Annotated in this window: 11 protein-coding genes and 1 tRNA gene; 6 read left to right on the top strand and 6 right to left on the bottom strand. The window is 42.1% G+C overall.

The window, feature by feature from the left end:
• Window positions 1-355 precede the first annotated feature (355 nt).
• Entirely contained in the window at window positions 356-1,132 is a 777-nt protein-coding gene (locus VB775_RS16865; protein ID WP_323216890.1) for a carbonic anhydrase family protein, read from the bottom strand.
• 490 nt (window positions 1,133-1,622) lie between these two features.
• On the opposite strand from VB775_RS16865, the gene VB775_RS16860 reads away from it, so the two are divergent.
• Together VB775_RS16860 and VB775_RS16855 are read left to right on the top strand one after the other, a co-directional pair.
• The gene (locus VB775_RS16860; protein WP_281009096.1) at window positions 1,623-2,147 is read left to right on the top strand and encodes a Ycf51 family protein; all 525 of its coding nucleotides are present in this window, start codon (window positions 1,623-1,625) and stop codon (window positions 2,145-2,147) included.
• A gap of 278 nt (window positions 2,148-2,425) precedes the next feature.
• Entirely contained in the window at window positions 2,426-4,537 is a 2,112-nt protein-coding gene (locus tag VB775_RS16855) for a putative bifunctional diguanylate cyclase/phosphodiesterase (protein WP_281009095.1), read from the top strand.
• A gap of 331 nt (window positions 4,538-4,868) precedes the next feature.
• Here the strand turns inward: VB775_RS16855 and VB775_RS16850 are convergent.
• From VB775_RS16850 to VB775_RS16840, 3 genes are all read right to left on the bottom strand, one after another.
• Window positions 4,869-4,940 (bottom strand) — tRNA-Asn (locus VB775_RS16850).
• A 107-nt stretch (window positions 4,941-5,047) separates the two neighbouring features.
• Complete coding sequence (locus VB775_RS16845) at window positions 5,048-5,986, bottom strand: DMT family transporter (RefSeq protein ID WP_281009094.1); 939 nt, start codon at window positions 5,984-5,986, stop codon at window positions 5,048-5,050.
• 178 nt (window positions 5,987-6,164) lie between these two features.
• Window positions 6,165-6,428: a hypothetical protein gene (locus tag VB775_RS16840; RefSeq protein ID WP_094535344.1), complete on the bottom strand. Its 264-nt coding sequence runs from the start codon at window positions 6,426-6,428 to the stop codon at window positions 6,165-6,167.
• Window positions 6,429-6,780: 352 nt separating this feature from the next.
• Here VB775_RS16840 and VB775_RS16835 point away from each other — a divergent pair, with 352 nt between their 5' ends.
• Complete coding sequence (locus VB775_RS16835; RefSeq protein WP_281009093.1) at window positions 6,781-8,415, top strand: ArnT family glycosyltransferase; 1,635 nt, start codon at window positions 6,781-6,783, stop codon at window positions 8,413-8,415.
• A 232-nt stretch (window positions 8,416-8,647) separates the two neighbouring features.
• On the opposite strand, the gene VB775_RS16830 is transcribed toward VB775_RS16835, so the two are convergent.
• Both VB775_RS16830 and VB775_RS16825 read right to left on the bottom strand, forming a co-directional pair.
• On the bottom strand, window positions 8,648-9,106 hold the full coding sequence (locus tag VB775_RS16830) for a Crp/Fnr family transcriptional regulator (protein WP_281009092.1): 459 nt from the start codon (window positions 9,104-9,106) through the stop codon (window positions 8,648-8,650).
• A gap of 3 nt (window positions 9,107-9,109) precedes the next feature.
• Window positions 9,110-12,214: a hypothetical protein gene (locus tag VB775_RS16825; protein WP_281009091.1), complete on the bottom strand. Its 3,105-nt coding sequence runs from the start codon at window positions 12,212-12,214 to the stop codon at window positions 9,110-9,112.
• Between VB775_RS16825 and VB775_RS16820 the strand changes: the two genes are divergently transcribed.
• The 3 genes from VB775_RS16820 (at window position 12,214) to VB775_RS16810 (ending at window position 16,053) form a co-directional block, all read left to right on the top strand.
• Window positions 12,214-13,005, top strand: coding sequence for a PD-(D/E)XK nuclease family protein (locus VB775_RS16820; protein WP_281009090.1), 792 nt, complete (start codon window positions 12,214-12,216; stop codon window positions 13,003-13,005). The genes VB775_RS16825 and VB775_RS16820 overlap by 1 nt on opposite strands.
• Window positions 13,006-13,176: 171 nt before the next feature.
• Window positions 13,177-15,663, top strand: coding sequence for a tetratricopeptide repeat protein (locus tag VB775_RS16815; RefSeq protein ID WP_407072950.1), 2,487 nt, complete (start codon window positions 13,177-13,179; stop codon window positions 15,661-15,663).
• Between the two features lie 90 nt (window positions 15,664-15,753).
• The gene (locus VB775_RS16810; RefSeq protein ID WP_281009088.1) at window positions 15,754-16,053 is read left to right on the top strand and encodes a molecular chaperone DnaJ; all 300 of its coding nucleotides are present in this window, start codon (window positions 15,754-15,756) and stop codon (window positions 16,051-16,053) included.
• The last annotated feature ends 11 nt before the right edge of the window (window positions 16,054-16,064 follow it).

Here is a 16,064-nt window from a genome sequence, read left to right as displayed (position 1 = left end):
AATTATCATTATAAAAATCGGTTTTTTGAAAGTCCGCCGTTGGCGGACTTTCAAAAAACCGATTTTGGTATTTCCAGCGCCTTCGGCGCTGGAAATACCAAAATCGGTTTCATAATGAGAATTGCTGAGTGTGACGACACTCTTGTAAATTGAAAACTAAATCTAGTAAAGGTTTTAAAAACAACGTGAGTTCGATATAGCCAATTGCGTCGTGCTTCGCACGACGCAATTGGCGAAAAATGGTAAGAATCGCCTAGCGATTCTTACCATTTTTAGCTTTCGTCGAACTGACGTTAAAAACACAAAATGACATAGCCATTTTGTGTTTTGGTATCACAGCGATTTGCGCTATGAGTTAAAGATGTAACTGCACAACTCTATTATTAATAGGCTGAAGGGGACGCGCATCAACTTGATAGATTTTGGCAAATGTTTCAATCTGTTCTTCTGAAACAGTGATTGGCTCCACAAAAATGTTCCAGCTAACACCTTCACTACATGGCGGCGTGGTGAGCGATCCCGCGTAGCTGTAATAAGCTTTGTTACTAGGCAAGAGGTTAGCCACATTAATCAGGCGATCGCTCACCGTTTTTGTTTCGCCAACATCAGGAATTTGCTTCCAGATTTCGGCGATTAGAGGATTTGACTTACCTTCATTGAGCATAACTCCTACCACAGCAAGTTTTCCTGCCTCATTACGATGGACGAGATGAAGTTCCATTGCTGAGGCGCGATCGTTAATTTCATGTTCGCTGGGAGTATGGAAATGGAACTGAAGTAACAAGTATTTCTCACCATTAATACTCACAGTACTACCCTGAGCATAGTTCACCTGAATAGTGTGACCATTGTTGACGACACTCAAGGGAGAAGGCTGATAATCAAAACTGATTTTTGCTGGACTATCTTCTATTGCATTTTTGATATTGATTGGAGATTGATCTTTACCTAATTCACACATTGTAAAATCGTTGCTGAGTTTACCCCATTGAGTAGGATTTGCAGCACCGCCATAGCTCCAATGGGGGGAGTCTACGGCTAAAACAGGCTTTGCTAGTAGTGCTAATGTCACTAGGGCGATCGCTACTAGAGATATTAACTTCTTGCCATAATTCCTATTGAGGATATCCATTGACTTACGCTCTCTTCGGTTAAATTTCTGGGTAATCATGCCAAGTAATTGTGTTGTGAGCGCTTTGCGCTCACAACACAATTACTTGGCAGCAATATTAATTTCTGAAAGTTAAAGTCAATATATAACAACCATTGAGATTTACTCCGAATTGTTACAACTTACAGGGTTCTGCGATCAAATAAAACGCGAACAAAGAATTTTTGCAAAAGTGTTGGCTCAGCTTTGTTCGATCAGTAAAAGGAGAGATGAGTAGCGCTAAGTGCTGCTCATCTCTCCTCATCTCTCCTTTTATTCCAAAGCACAAAATGGCGGAGCCATTTTGTGCTTTTAAAAGCCTTACAGGGTTTGGTTTTTAATTCATAAAAGTGTTACCCCACTTTCGTGAGTTGGTATTATTTAAAGTTGATCACGACTTTTTGCGGCTTGCAGATCAAAGCGCTATAAAATGAAATGAGTAGTTATTTAAAAATTCACAAAAAATTAATTTATGTCGCTAACGCCTGCTTTATTTGGTCAACTCGCACAAGCAATGGGCGTATTTGTATTAGTCTGCGCCTTAATTACAGGACTAGCTATAGCCTTTAAGTGGAGTTGGCGCTATCGAATGGTCGGAGCAACTTTATTTTCAGTCGTCTTAGTTGTGGGGCTTTTCTCTCTTAGTTTTGAGCCAATTACCCGCTCATCTATTGAAGGATCTGTTCCATTTAAGCTTGTTTATGATCGCTTTGGTCCCCAAGCCACGATTGCAGTTGCACCCACAATCACACCTGAACAGCTTGAGTCAACGTTAAAACAAGCTAGTAGTAACTTATTTTCTTCGGGGCGCAATGGTCAAGGTGAGTCACAACTAACTATTTATGCTAGAACCGTTGTTCATGTGCGCGAAGGAGTATCCAAACCACTATATTTAGGGCGTGTCAAGCGATCGCTAAGCTTACGGAATGATCCAAATATTGAATTAGATATATTTACCGATAAATTCGCAGAATTACACAAAGATCCAACTTCATAAAAAAGCAGAGAGATTACTAAGTATCTCTTTGCTTTTTAGAGCATCTACTACGTTTTTAAGAAAGATATAGCACTTTTCAAGCAAGTGAGGTACAAACCTTTGTACCTCACTTGCTTGAAAAGTGCTATATGGTTTAATATCAATTAACGAAAGTGTAACTACACTTTCGTGAATTAAAAACTAAACCCAGTAAGGGTTCTAAAAGCACAAAATAGCGTAGCCATTTTGTGCTTTGGTATAATTTCAAGAATTATCCACGCAAGACTTCTTCTAAAACTATGCGAGACATTTTCTCTGAAACATTATCAGCCTTGTTAAATTGTGTAAATCGTGTAAGCGAATCCGAGTTATTAACTAAAGAGCAGCAAGATGATTTGCAAAACATTAAGTCTCTTAGTGCAACTTTAACTCTCTGCTTTAACAACTTAGATATAGAGACAAGCAGCCTGAGACAAAAAATCAAAGAACTTAATCAATCTATACTAAGCATAGAATTAAATAATGAATATGAAGATGAAGGTTATACTTTATTAGCCTTGATTTTTGCGCGTCTAAGACATGCGATAAATCTTGATGAGTTGCTTGATTCTGTTGTTTTAGAAACATATCAGTTGTTACAAAGTGATCAAGTTATTGTTTATCAACTAACTGATCACTTAGAAGATATTCAACTAATTCAATACGAAATTGTTAGTAATTCTCGTTACTCACTTCAGGGGCAAGCGCTCCCATCCATCTATACCGATCTCCAATGGCTCGAAACTTTTCAAAAATGTATTAGTCACGTTATTCACAATATTAACGGTGAGGCTGTTGACCCTAAATTTTCAACATCACTAGCTCCATTAGGTATCCATTCTGCAATTGCAATTGCTATTCCTAAAGGTAACAAACTATGGGGATTGTTAATAATTCATCAATATAATAACCCACGTAATTGGCATAACTGGGAGATCGAAATACTTGAAAAACTAGGAACTCAACTAGCAATTTCTATTCATCAAATCCAATTACTTGCCAAGTCTAATGAAGTTAGACTTGAGAGGGATCAAATAATTGCTAAGTTACACCATAACCAGCTTCACGACTCATTAACAGGTTTACCAAATCGCAACTCATTTATGGAGTCTCTAGATTTAGCATTTGCAAAATTGCAAACTGATGCTAGTCGCAATTTCGCTGTTCTGTCTATAGATTGCGATCGCTTCAAATCAATTAATGATGATTTTGGTGTTGCCATTGGCAATAAGCTATTACAAGAAATTAGTAAACGTATAATTGCATATCGTAGTGCCAATATAACTATTGCCAAAATTGACAGCGATGAGTTTGCGCTTTTACTTGAAAATATTGATAAAGACAATCTTGGTGGTGAAAATTTTACGATTGAATTAGCTGAGGAAATTTCCGAAAGTATTAAACAGCCATTTCTGATTGATGATAATCAATTTTTTATCTCTGCTAGCACTGGTATAGCTATTAGCGATGCTGATTATATCTATGCTAATGAAATTTTGCGAGATGCTCATATTGCTATGCATCACGCCCGTGGTCTTGGTCGAGGTAAGCAAGCCTTATTTAGAAATAATATGAATCAAGGCGCGAAGATACGCTGGCAGTTAGAATCCGATCTACGTCAAGCGATCGTCCATGAAGAATTTTATCTAGTCTATCAGCCTATAGTTTCACTACATCAACACAAGCTAACAGGATTTGAAGTTTTACTTCGTTGGATGCATCCCTTACAAGGGCTGATTTCTCCACAGGAATTTTTACCAATTGCTGAAGAAACGGGGGAGATTATTCAGATTGGATATTGGGTTTTTGAAACAGCTTGCAAGCAGTTATATCAATGGCAGCAAGAATTTCCTGATATTCTATCTCTCACTCTAGGAATTAATGTTTCTACCATTCAAGTTGTTCAGCCAGATTTTGTAGAACGTATTCAAGAAATAATTGTAGCTAATCAAGTTTTACCAAGCTTAATTAAACTAGAAATCACCGAAACAATTTTGATGGATAACATCGAAATCTCTTCTCAAAAACTTGAGCAACTTCGAGAAATTGGAGTTCAAGTATATATTGATGATTTTGGTACTGGCTATTCTTCTTTCAGCTATTTACAAAATTTGCCCATAGACGTTTTAAAAATAGATCGGAGCTTTACGAGTAAAGTCTCTACTGATGTGAAAAGTCAAAGAATTATTCAGTCAATTTTACGTTTGGCAAACAACCTTGGTATTGGAATTATTGTTGAGGGCGTAGAAACATCTCAGGAGTTGGATTATTTTGAAGGGCTAGGTGGTAGTAGTATAGAGATACAGGGCTTTTTTATTTCGCACCCTTTAGATCAGGAAAAAGCTACTCAATGGATTCAATCAAATATCTAATACCAAGTTAAGAAATGGCGTAGCCATTTCTTAACTTGAAACCCTTAATGGGTTTATTTTTTAATCCACAAAAGTAAGTCTAGGGCTGGCACGGGGGCGCAGCCCCTACAAGATATGAAATTTACAGGTAGGGGCAATCCCCCTGTGGTTGCCCTGATATGCTATCAGCAAAAGGTTCATCATCTGAGTTCCACGTAACATCAGTAATTTATAGCAATATAAGTTTTGCTTAAATCCAATAGAGTAATAGCAGCGCTTAGCGCTGCCATTGCTCTTTTAAAGCGATTCATAAAAAAGAAGGTATGCATTGCATACCTTCTTTTTTATATAACTCCCCAGGCGGGATTCGAACCTGCGACCGATCGGTTAACAGCCGATTGCTCTACCACTGAGCTACTGAGGAAAGTAGCTGTTTTGCTGCGTCAATGACTTCAGCGTTAACAACTATAGCGTATAAGTGTGACAATCGCGCAATCATTTTTAATTTTTTTTGAAAAAATTTGTAAAGCATTATGGGAACTGGCTTTTACGACTTGCACATAGAGAAATAATCATGGAGCCAAGTACTACAGCGATCGCCCCTGTATAGCCCAATAAACTTAGAGGCGATGGCGGTAAAAATTGCGGGACAAAATTGGGCAGGATCGCCGACGCAGCTAAGGTGACAAGGGGTGCAAGGGTAATCACGGCACTGACTCGCGAGGCTTCCCAATGTTCGAGCGCTGCCGCAAATGCACCATAGGCAATCAAAGTATTGAACGCGCAAAAGATGAGGGCGATCAATGGTAATCCTGATAGAGTCAAGAGTCTATCAGGTTGAGCCATTGGTGCAAATAGCATAGCTGCAATGAGATAGAGACATAACAACACAGAAGTCGAAGGTAGATTAAGTAATAGCTGCTTTTGAGCAAGTCCATAAAAAGCCCAAACGATCGCCCCTAGGACTAGAAGCATATTGCCCCACATGTAGGTGTCAAAGCTGGTAACCAGCGATCGCACTTGATCATGGGAAAACAGCAACAGCCCACAAACGAGAATTGCCACCCCACCCCATTGGCGATAGTTGTATTTTTCTTTGAAAATGACCAATGAAGCCATTCCCATCATCACGGGTGCTATTTGAGTAATTACTTGAGCATTATTGGCTGAGGTTTTGCCTACGCCAATTAAAAACAAAATATAGTTGAGCGATAGTCCACCCACAGCTACTAAAAACAATGGCAAGGAAACTTTCTGCAATTGTTGCCATGTTGGCAGTTGCTTGCGTAGCGCTAAATATATTCCCAGCACAACCCCTGAAACAGTAAAGCGAAACCAAGTAACGGTGAAGGGATCTAGCTCTTGGAGGACAATCTTGAGAGCGATCGCTAAAAATCCCCATAGCAAAACTGTGAGCAACGATAGCGCTAGCCCTAAACGCGATCGCCCTGAAACTTGGTGTAAAAGCATTGAAATTTGGTCATATAAAATTAAAAGGGGCGCAATGCGTCCCTTTTAATTTTATAGCTGCCGTCGATTGTGTTAGGACAAAAGCAAAACCCAAGAAGAGAAAGGCGGCGCTTTGCGCCGCCTTTCTCTTCTTGGGTTTTATGTCCTCATACACTTGGCGACAGCTATATGCAAAATTTTATGCAAACATTTCGACACTAGAGGAGTAAATCGGCTCAACATGAATAGCAATAACGCGCTTAGGACGGACTAACAAAATTTCGTTTAATTCAGCCCTCACTGGAATAGGCATCAGATCATCCTCATTTGCCTTTGCCTTAAATTGCGATGCATACCAGGTTTTAACTTCTTCGATAGTCGTAAATTTTGTGGTGACTTCCTGTCCGCCTTCTAGCTTTAAATGCACGATGTATTCATTAGGCTTTCTGGGTTCTCTCGGCATCTCGATCTACTCCGTCTAGTTTTCACGTAATCATGCTGAATTATATAGCAAATGATAGTAGGGGCAATTCATGAATTGTCCCTACTATCATTTGCTACTCCCACCCAAAGATTATTGGTGCGGCGCTTCGCGCCGCACCAATAATCTTTGGAGGCGCAATTAAATATAAACAGCCAAAACTCATGATGCACGCTGCGCGTGCATCATGAGTTTTGGATCTGGTTTTTGATTATGCCCAGATACTGATCATTTGTGTTGCGATAATATGGATGGTCAAAACCAAATAATTTTTCAAATCCTTACAAAGTAAGGATTTGAAAAATTATTTGTATATTAAACAAAGGAATCTAGAGTGAAAATTCATAAGTGGGCGATCGCCATATTATTGTGGGGTTTCCTGTTTAGGGCTGTATGCGCGATCTATCTCAACATCGGCTTTGACGAAGCTTACTATTACCTATATACCCAAAATCTCAACCTAAGTTATTTCGATCATCCCCCCCTAGTGGCTTTCACCGCAGGAATTGGGATCTGGCTAACGGGTGCAGTTACGCCTTTAACCTTACGAATTGGGGGCGTTTTACTTTATACAGGGACACTAATTTTTTCCTATTTGGCTAGTCGCAAACTGTTTGGAGATCGCACAGCCACTTTAACTCTGGCGATTTTGACCACAATTCCGATTTTCCAGATTGCCTTTGGGATTCTCACTCTGCCTGATAATGCCTTGATGTTTTTCTGGGCAGCTTGTTTATGGGTTGCCGCCACAGAATTTTTTCCGTCCGATCAAGTTGCTAATCAAGTTCATGATTACAAACCGACTTACCGCCTTGCCATTATTGGTTTATTAGTTGGTTTAGCATTTCTAGGTAAATATCATGGAGTGCTTCTCGGTGGCGGATTAGTACTATTTTGCTTGCTCAGCCGTCGCCATCGCGTAGCATTGTTCTCAGTCTGGACTTTAGCCGCGATCGCTTTATTTGCGATCGTCATTTCTCCCGTGCTGATCTGGAATTACCAACATGAATTTGCCTCATTTCGCTTTCAGAGTGGACGGGCTGTGCCTTCGCAGGGATATAACCTAGAGCGATTGTTGGTAACCATTCTATTAGCGCTGGGTTATCTGTTTCCTACGTTTGGGTTTCCCCTATGGTGGACAAGTTTTCGGACATTGGGGGAGTTGGTAAAAGTTCCTACAAAACAAGACAAGACTGATGAAAATAGCCATGAATTAGCGATCGCCGAAGATATCCTGCGTACCAAAAGATTGCTAATCCTCTGCGTATCAGCACCAATTTTCTTTGGATTTACTTTCATGGGCGGATTTATCCAAATCTTGCCCTCATGGCATATGCCAGGATTTTTTGGGGCAACACTTTTACTAGGCGAACGGGCTGCTCAAGTGCAGTTAAAGCGTCCCAAATTTATTCGCAATTGGCTTTGGGGATCGGGGGTAGTGATTTTGCCACTGTTGCTAATTGGATTACTGCATGTGCATTTAGGGATCGCGCAGAAAGGTGGGGATGCAGCGATCGCAGGTGGTTTCTGGGAAGCCAAAGATGATCCTTCCACACAAATGATTGACATTGAGCAGTTACGCCAAGCCTTTGTTGATTCACCGATGCTAAAAGCAGAATTAGCAAAATCTGATTTTGTATTTAGTAATAATTTCTTTGTGGCAGGGCAAGTGGGCATGGCGATCGAACCACTGGGCAAGAAAGTCACCTGTTTTGATGAAGATTTGCGTGGATTTGCCTATTGGAGCAAAGCTGAAGATTTTGTCGGTAAGACTTCGCTTTACATCACTTCAGAGCAATTTCTAAAAGATGAAAGATTTCCCCAACCCTTAGATAAATATGCAGGTTACTTTCAATCTTTAGAAAAAATTGCGGATATTCCCATTAAACGGAGCGGTCAAGCTGTCCAAATTTTTCCAGTCTATCGAGCTTCACCAATGTTAAAACCCTATCCCCGCCCCTATGGGTAATACCAAAATACAAAATGGCGTAGCCATTTTGCGTTTTTAAAACCCTTAAGGTTGCGCCCCGCAGGGGCGCAACCTTACAGCGCTTTGCGCTCAAACCCAAACCAAGAAAAAATTTGAAAGCGTTGCGAAGCAACGCTTTCAAATTTTTTCTTGTAGTTCGTTTGATCGGTAATTGCTGTAAGGGTCTGCACAATAGCACTGCATTAGCAGTGCGAGGCAAAGCACCGCACCGCTAATGCGGTGTTGGTAATGTCGTAGCCGCTTTTAACTCATTAAGTTTTACGTTTTGGCTACGAATGCGGCGAGATAGTAAACGAATAATATTGACAGCAATATCGGGAGTCTCATCGATCGCTTCATATAACTGTTGCTGCGTTAGCACCAGACAATCACAACCAGAAATTGCCGTTACCGAAGCCGATCGCGGTTCTGCATCAAATAGCGACATTTCCCCAAAACAACTACCTTTCTCTAACAGGGCTAGTTCCTGATCCTTCGAGTGCACCCGCACCCGACCAGCAACTACTATATATAGCGATCGGCCTTCCTGACCTTCTGCAAAGATCATTTTGCCAGATGGATAGGACACCTCGTTCATGATCGAAGCAAGGCGCACCAAGAAGTCATCGCGCAATTCCTTGAAAATTGGAACTCCGCGCACCAATAGCAATCGATCAATACTGGTTAACATGGCCTAAGACTCCCCATACCCATTTGGTTTGCCGCCCATTCTGGCTTTTATCTCAGTATCTATATCATTACTGTCATGCAAATTATCACTTAGATTTAGGATATTTTTGCCATTATTTTGAAAGTAGTAGGAAATAGCCCTTGCTTGGGCAAGCACCAAAGAATCGCGATCCTTAAGCAGCCGTGGCAGAACTTTAAGCAGCGATCGCGGCGAAGCAACTTGCAAATAAGAAATAACTGCCTCCCTCACAAATCCTGTGGGATGTTCTAGACATTTCAACATAGACTCCGCAGGCACGCTCCAATGTTGTGTCCGCGCCACATGAAAACAGCAAGCTAACGTCCAATCTGATAGGCAATAGCGCAAATCCACAAGTTGTTGTAACCGTTTAGATGGTGACAAAGGCTCATAAGGATGAATGTTCCCAAGCACGCTTAATTTATCAGCGATCGAGCGATTGTCAACCACTGACAAAATAATTTGTTTAACGCTTAAGTCAACGGTATTGTCTAAGATTTCCATGCCGCGAGCCAGACTGCTCTTGGAGTCAGACAGAATATTAAAAGCTGCCGCCTGAATTGCTGATGCTGAATAAAGTAATTTCATCATCAAGAAAATTCGTTCCAAACTACCGATCGCTTCATTTTGCAACGAATCGATCAATAGACCAGTCTCTGTGGTGGAGACTTGATCCACCGACAGATCGACTACACCTGCCCAAGCCTCAGTCATTACCCCAAGCTCTTGCACCACCATTTTCTCGATACCACTACGCCCGATCAGTTCAAGGATCGCTTCAATACCTTGCTCTTGGGGTATGCGTATGAGGGTACGCAAAATTTGTCGTCGATGCTTACCCCAAGATTTAGACAAATTATTGGCTAGCACTGCAATGGAAGCCTGAGAGCCTATTTCACCCAAAATATCCCATGCAAGTATGCGGACAGTGTCAGGACTGCGATCGCTAAAGGATAGTTCTAGCAAAGAGGGAATCGCGTCATCACCAAGGGTTACTAAAGCCTCATAAGCCGCCTTGCGCGTTGCTTTGTAATGCAACCCCCGAATAATCGATGGGAAATATTCACTAGCACGAGTGGCGGCGATCGCCCTGAGCAAGGCACAACGAACCTCAATGGATGGATCTTGCAATAATTGCGGTACATAAAAACGCAGAGACTGCATAAAGGCGGCTTCAGCCAAAGCTCGACAACCTAACACCCGCTCAGGTTGTGATGAACTGGTAATCATATGCCGCAAAGTATTAGTTGCTTCCGCAACCTGTGACGAAGCCCCCAGTCTCATCATCAAAGCCACTGCCGTACCCCGAATAATTGGATTTTGTTCTGGGCCTAAATACTTGCGTAATCCATCAATATCACGATTTTTTTCATCGGCGATCAACACGTAGCGCAGACATAGAGCTTGTACCTGCGGCGATGCGTTAGGAGACTGCATCACTTCACGAATGTAAGACAAATACCTAGGCTCAGGATTTTCCAACATGGCGGCAATGCTTTGAGCTTGTAAGTCTGGTGTCATCTGCGACAACATCGGCGCAAGAGTTTCACCTACAGCTTGCGGCACAATTTGCGTCAATAGGTCAATACAGACCGATTGCTCAGTTTGGGTTTCGGCTCTAGTCATCGACTCCGACACCGCCCGACGAACTTCGCGAGTATCGACAGTTAACAAGCTCAATTGCCCCCGCTCCACACTCTGAATCAAAAGCTCTAAATACCCCCGTCGCAATAACCAAATAACTATTACCCAGATAATCGCAACCAAGACGATTACTCCTGCAAACCACTGAGAAGAAATAGCATCACTAATATTGTTAAGCCTAAAAATTTCACTTACAACCCAGATCAAGACTCCTGCACCGCCTGTGGCTAGGGGATCAGCAATACCCCGCACCAAAGATTGGATCTGACTGCGAAACAGATCTGGTACAGCCTGAAAGAGTGTGGGTGCTGTAGCCGCAACAATGGTAAACCGAAATAATTCATCAAAGAATTTTAGAACTACAAAACCTACTAATAAACCAAATGGAGCAAATCCTGCGATCGTGCCTGTAATGATGATGCCTATGGGTGGCATCAGTACCGCAAAAAACACCCCAATTCGTTCAATAATTCGACTAGAGCCAAAAAGCTGAAGGGCAAGCTTAAATACCCCCATAATTCCGCCAAAAATCCCCAGAAAGCTGCCGATCGCCTCTTCAGTTTTTAGATGAATTTCCAGTTGTGACTGATACTGAAACTCAATCATAAAAAATAAAATTTGAGCAGCAATAAAGAAGCCAAACAAAAGCCAAACATACTTGCGGATGTTGCCTTTGAGAGTACGAGTAGAAATCTCGCGATCTTCTTCACTGTTATAGACAGAGTTAGGAAAAGCTTGTTTATAGCGGGTACTCAGATAAAACAGTACGCAAGAACCGATCGCTAACATCAAGCAAGTGGCAAGGGTCATATTCGTTGCCCCACCCCAACTTACCAACAATGGATAGGAAAAACCCGCTACTATTTCCGCAACGATAATCCCTGTGCTAATTAAGGGAAAAGCTCGTTTAATTTCCCGAATATTAAACAACTGGTTGGCTGCAATATCATTATTAATATTGCTCAGTACATAAATCCCCTCAACCCACAGGCGAATCCCGAAAACTGCCGCCATGTACATAAATGATTTGCCTTCTTGCATGAGTCCCATCCATGCCAAAGGCAGTGGCAGAGCCAGCAAGCAGGATATGCCTAGCATCACCCAACGCAAAGGAAATATTTTTTGCAGCCATGAATAAAACACACCTAAAGCTGTCACCACAAAAGCGGTGGCAATGTATACCCAAGTCAGATTTTCGGCTGTGTAGGCTTGAAGGAACAAGGTAGAACTAGAATACTCAAGCCATACTGCTCCAATCGAGGTTGCACCGTAAAATAAAAACATCAAAAATGTGCGTTCAGCTTCGTCTGGACGCAGGTTGACGATTTTTAGAAATCGGCGCATCGAAGAATTAGAGTTAGGAATGACGGGTGCAGTCATCTGGGTGTATTCATGGATGATGGCGATCGTTTGACGATATGGTACTACAAGAACGCAAATCTGCAATGACAGCTATTTCGCCAATTACTTCAATTTCACAGGGACATCTCAATATTTGGGAAATTTGTCGGCGTAAATATCAATATAGCTTTCTAGAGGAATTGAGTTTACCTGAAGCTGATCCTAAGATCAAAAAAAATTTGCTTCTAGGATCTAATTTTCACTTGCTAATGCAGCAAAAAGAACTAGGGCTAGATGTGGCAGTACTTGCCAGTAGTGATCCGAAGTTGAAATCGTGGCTAGATGCCTTTGAGCATCAGCCTCCAGAAATGATTGCTGGCGATCGCCTCTGCGAGCATCGACGCACCTTAGAAAGGCAAATCGAAAGGTCGCAGCATCATAGTCAGAATAGTGATTATGGTCAAGGGTATTTTGTCTTGACTGCAATTTATGACTTTCTGATTTTGGGCGATCGCCAAGCCCAAATCCTCGATTGGAAAACCCATCAAGTGGCGATCGCTGCGGAAAAATTAAAAAACAATTGGCAAACCCGACTTTATCTATATCTACTAGCTCAAACAACTAACTATGCGCCTGAGCAGTTATCAATGACCTATTGGTTTGCCAATACCGCCGAATCAGTAATCATTTCCTACTCGCAGGTAGAGCATGATCAAACCGAAAAAAAATTACAGCATATTCTGGGGCAGATTGCCCAAGCTCAAGACTATCCAAAATTAGCAGTTGATAGCTCTGAGTGTGTTTACTGTGAGTTTCGCGATCGCTGCGATCGGGGAGATCTGTTAACCAGCCCAATACCTAGCAATATCGCCGATATCCCCGAAGTCACATTTTAAATAGGTAAGGCATAGACAGCGCTTCGAGTCGTCTATGCCTTACCTATTTAAAACGTTTGATTTTGAGAAAGCATTGAAGTATTCTTGGGCATGAATAAAGAATCAATTTTTGTGGCACGGCTTTGCCTTGTCACAAAAATTGATTCTTTATGAGATTGTTCGTTTGGAGAAATGTCTGTGGCTAAACAACCAGTTCCGACAACAGAAAAGTCCTCGCCTCAGGATGGTTTGCAGATACAACTTCAATCGCTGCTGAAGCAAAAAAAGTTTCGTCAAGCTTTAGAAAAGATACAGAAGGCTCAAAAATCTCAACCTGACTTAAAAATTACTCCTTCCGAGGCGGAAGTTTGGTTACTTATTGGCAAAGAAGAATTTCATAAGGGAGAATTTAAAAAAGCCGAAACCTCATTGCAGCGTGCTTTGCAATTGGGGATAGTGGGAGAAACGCATTATTGGCTCGCTAAATGTTTGCTTGCGAGAGATCAGCTTGACAAAGCGATCGCCTTAATTGGCAATGCTTTCGACAATGGGAGTTTACCCAATCAGTACAGCATTTGCTATGCCAAACTCCTATTCTTGAAAGGCGACACCGCAACAGTCGAACAGTTGCTAAGCAAAAAGTCTAAACGGTTTTTTGTCGCTCAGCAGCAATGGATTCGTGGTGTTTTAGCATTGAAATCTGGGCAGTCTGAAGCAGCATTATCGTCATTTGAAAAACTAAAAGCCCCTCTAACAGCTAGCGATCACCAAGATATCTGGCAAGTTTACACACTCCAGATTATGCAGAATTGGGAATCCGCCGCGAAAAAACTGAAACTGCAAGGACAAATTTTATTGGGAGGGTTCGCCATGGGTGGATCTTTATTTGGGAAACCAACCTATGCCTATCATCCGATGTTAACGCGGTTAGCCCTCTGGCAAAAGTGTAAAACTGGACAACCTTCCATAAAAAGTATGTCCTTGAATCAAAACGATCAAGCTCTCATGGAGATAGCAAACGCTTTGACGATGCTTGAACTGATTGACGCAGATGATCCGCACAATGCAGCCCATGCATTACTAAATATTGATCGCCGTTCTAAGCAATTCCCAGAGTTAGCAGCCCTACGCCCCACCCTATTAACAATGGCTGGACAACAGTCAATGGTTCAAGGGGAAATAGATTGTGCTTGCACATTTTGGCAGTTAGTATATCGAGAGCAGCCCTTTCAACCACAACTAGCTCTTAATCTGATGAAGGTGCTAGATCTCAATGAAGATTACCAAGAGCTACAGCAGTTAATCACTAAGCTAATCAGATGGCTAGAACAAGAAATTAAGCAGCATCCCCAAGACTGGTCAGAAGCTCGTCGTAAAACCACGCTAGCTTATGCCCATTGCCGACTAGCCGATACTTGGATGGCGATGGGGCGATCGCGAACGGCTCTAGGAGCGCTTCAAACTGCCGAACGGATTTGGCGAGAATCTCCTGAAGTCAAAGGGCGGTATGGACTAGTTGAATTGTCCGAGAAGAATTTTGACAAGGCTACTCAAATGCTCACTGAAGCGTTAGAGGAAGGATGTCGCTCTCTTGAAGTTTATAGCGCATTGATTAGCACTTGGAAAGATTTGGGTAAATCCGAAACTGCGTTCGAGATCCGTCGCCGTTTTGGCAAGAATTTTGGCGATCTCAGCCCTGAAACAGAAGTGGAAATGCTGCCTTGGGTTGACGCTCTGTCTACCCGTAGCTATCAATTTTTTAGCCGTTTGGTCAAGGATGCCAGCGATCTCGACCCAGCCATCCGTGCCTGTCAGATTTTTGTGGAGGCGGCTCAAGGAGAAACGAAAGCAGGCGATAAGATTATCCTCAACCAAACACAAGCCACGCAAAGATGGGATGCTCTTTTGCAAAGGCTATCGTCTAAAGACCAAGTACCAACATTGCAAGCGATCGCGCTGTGCATTCAACTTTTTGCCAAGCGCGAGAAGGGGATTGCAGCGCTGGTCACCCAATATATGCTCAAGCTGTTTGATCTAGGGGCTGAACAACCTGCCGCCAGAGAAGCGCATCTGGTGATCCTCTCGCTCAAAGAGCGGGATCTCAAAAAGCTGCAAATTCCTTTCCAAAATTATCTCAGTACAACACCGCAACCAAGTAATGCTCTAGCCCTAATTCAGCTACAATTGCGGCGCTATGCGGATTTTATGCAGAATACAGTTTTACGCTCCATGCTAGAAGAAGCCCTAAATCGAGAACCTCAAAATCCACTTCTGCTGCTAGCCAAAGCCACAACTTACGATGGTAATCCTCAAAAATATGAGGAGTTGCGGCAACAAGGATTTGAGATTGCGCGGCGTTTGCAAGATGCTAGAGCGTTACAAGCATTCCGAGAAGAAGATGCTTACCTTAGTTCTCAGGAAGTACAGCAGTCTTTCCCATCACCTGAAAGTTTCGACAATCTCGATATGGAGGATTTTGGCGATATGCTAGATGCGATGATTCGCAACATGTTTGGAGATAAAGTTCCTCCAAATGAGTTAAAAAGAATGCTCCCAGAAATGAAGAAAATGATGATGAATAATATGCCTGACTTTGGTGACTTTGATGATGATGACGACGATCCGCTCAAAGGTATTTCCCTTAGTTATAAAAAGACTTCAAAGCGCCGCCGTAGATAAGGTGTACAGAATTCCCAAACCCGTAATATGCCCCGCAGGGGCATATTACGGGTTTGGATGATAAACTCCCCAACCCGTAAAAATTTAGCTATGACTTCCTCCCACGATCGCCTTGGCGTTTCTCCCACCGCTACTCCCGTTGAAATTAAAGCAGCGTACCATACCAAATTAAAAGAATTCCCAGCCCACAGTCACCCTGAGGAATTTAAAGCTATTCGTTCAGCTTACGAAGCTATTCGTAAAGGCAAAACATCGCCAGTTGATGATTTCTTTTTTATGGTTCGTCCGTTGGAAGCAACACTCAATCCTAATGATTTAGAAGGTTTGAGGCAAAGGGTACGCGATCGCTTAGAAATAAGTTTAGACGAATTAATTCGAGAAACCTTTTGAATTGGGTGATG

The organism is Pseudanabaena sp. CCNP1317, assembly GCF_034931345.1.
In the GTDB taxonomy this organism is placed as follows: domain Bacteria; phylum Cyanobacteriota; class Cyanobacteriia; order Pseudanabaenales; family Pseudanabaenaceae; genus Pseudanabaena; species Pseudanabaena galeata.
Note: the sequence above shows the minus strand (reverse complement) of the source record. Positions and strands in the feature narration are given on the sequence as shown.

What these genes read in the sequence shown, in the direction of transcription:
- VB775_RS16865 (WP_323216890.1), bottom strand. Translation starts at nt 1,132, where the DNA reads ATGGATATCCTCAATAGGAATTATGGCAAGAAGTTAATATCTCTAGTA.
- VB775_RS16860 (WP_281009096.1), top strand. Translation starts at nt 1,623, where the DNA reads ATGTCGCTAACGCCTGCTTTATTTGGTCAACTCGCACAAGCAATGGGC.
- VB775_RS16855 (WP_281009095.1), top strand. Translation starts at nt 2,426, where the DNA reads ATGCGAGACATTTTCTCTGAAACATTATCAGCCTTGTTAAATTGTGTA.
- VB775_RS16845 (WP_281009094.1), bottom strand. Translation starts at nt 5,986, where the DNA reads ATGCTTTTACACCAAGTTTCAGGGCGATCGCGTTTAGGGCTAGCGCTA.
- VB775_RS16840 (WP_094535344.1), bottom strand. Translation starts at nt 6,428, where the DNA reads ATGCCGAGAGAACCCAGAAAGCCTAATGAATACATCGTGCATTTAAAG.
- VB775_RS16830 (WP_281009092.1), bottom strand. Translation starts at nt 9,106, where the DNA reads ATGTTAACCAGTATTGATCGATTGCTATTGGTGCGCGGAGTTCCAATT.
- VB775_RS16820 (WP_281009090.1), top strand. Translation starts at nt 12,214, where the DNA reads ATGACAGCTATTTCGCCAATTACTTCAATTTCACAGGGACATCTCAAT.
- VB775_RS16815 (WP_407072950.1), top strand. Translation starts at nt 13,177, where the DNA reads ATGTCTGTGGCTAAACAACCAGTTCCGACAACAGAAAAGTCCTCGCCT.
- VB775_RS16810 (WP_281009088.1), top strand. Translation starts at nt 15,754, where the DNA reads ATGACTTCCTCCCACGATCGCCTTGGCGTTTCTCCCACCGCTACTCCC.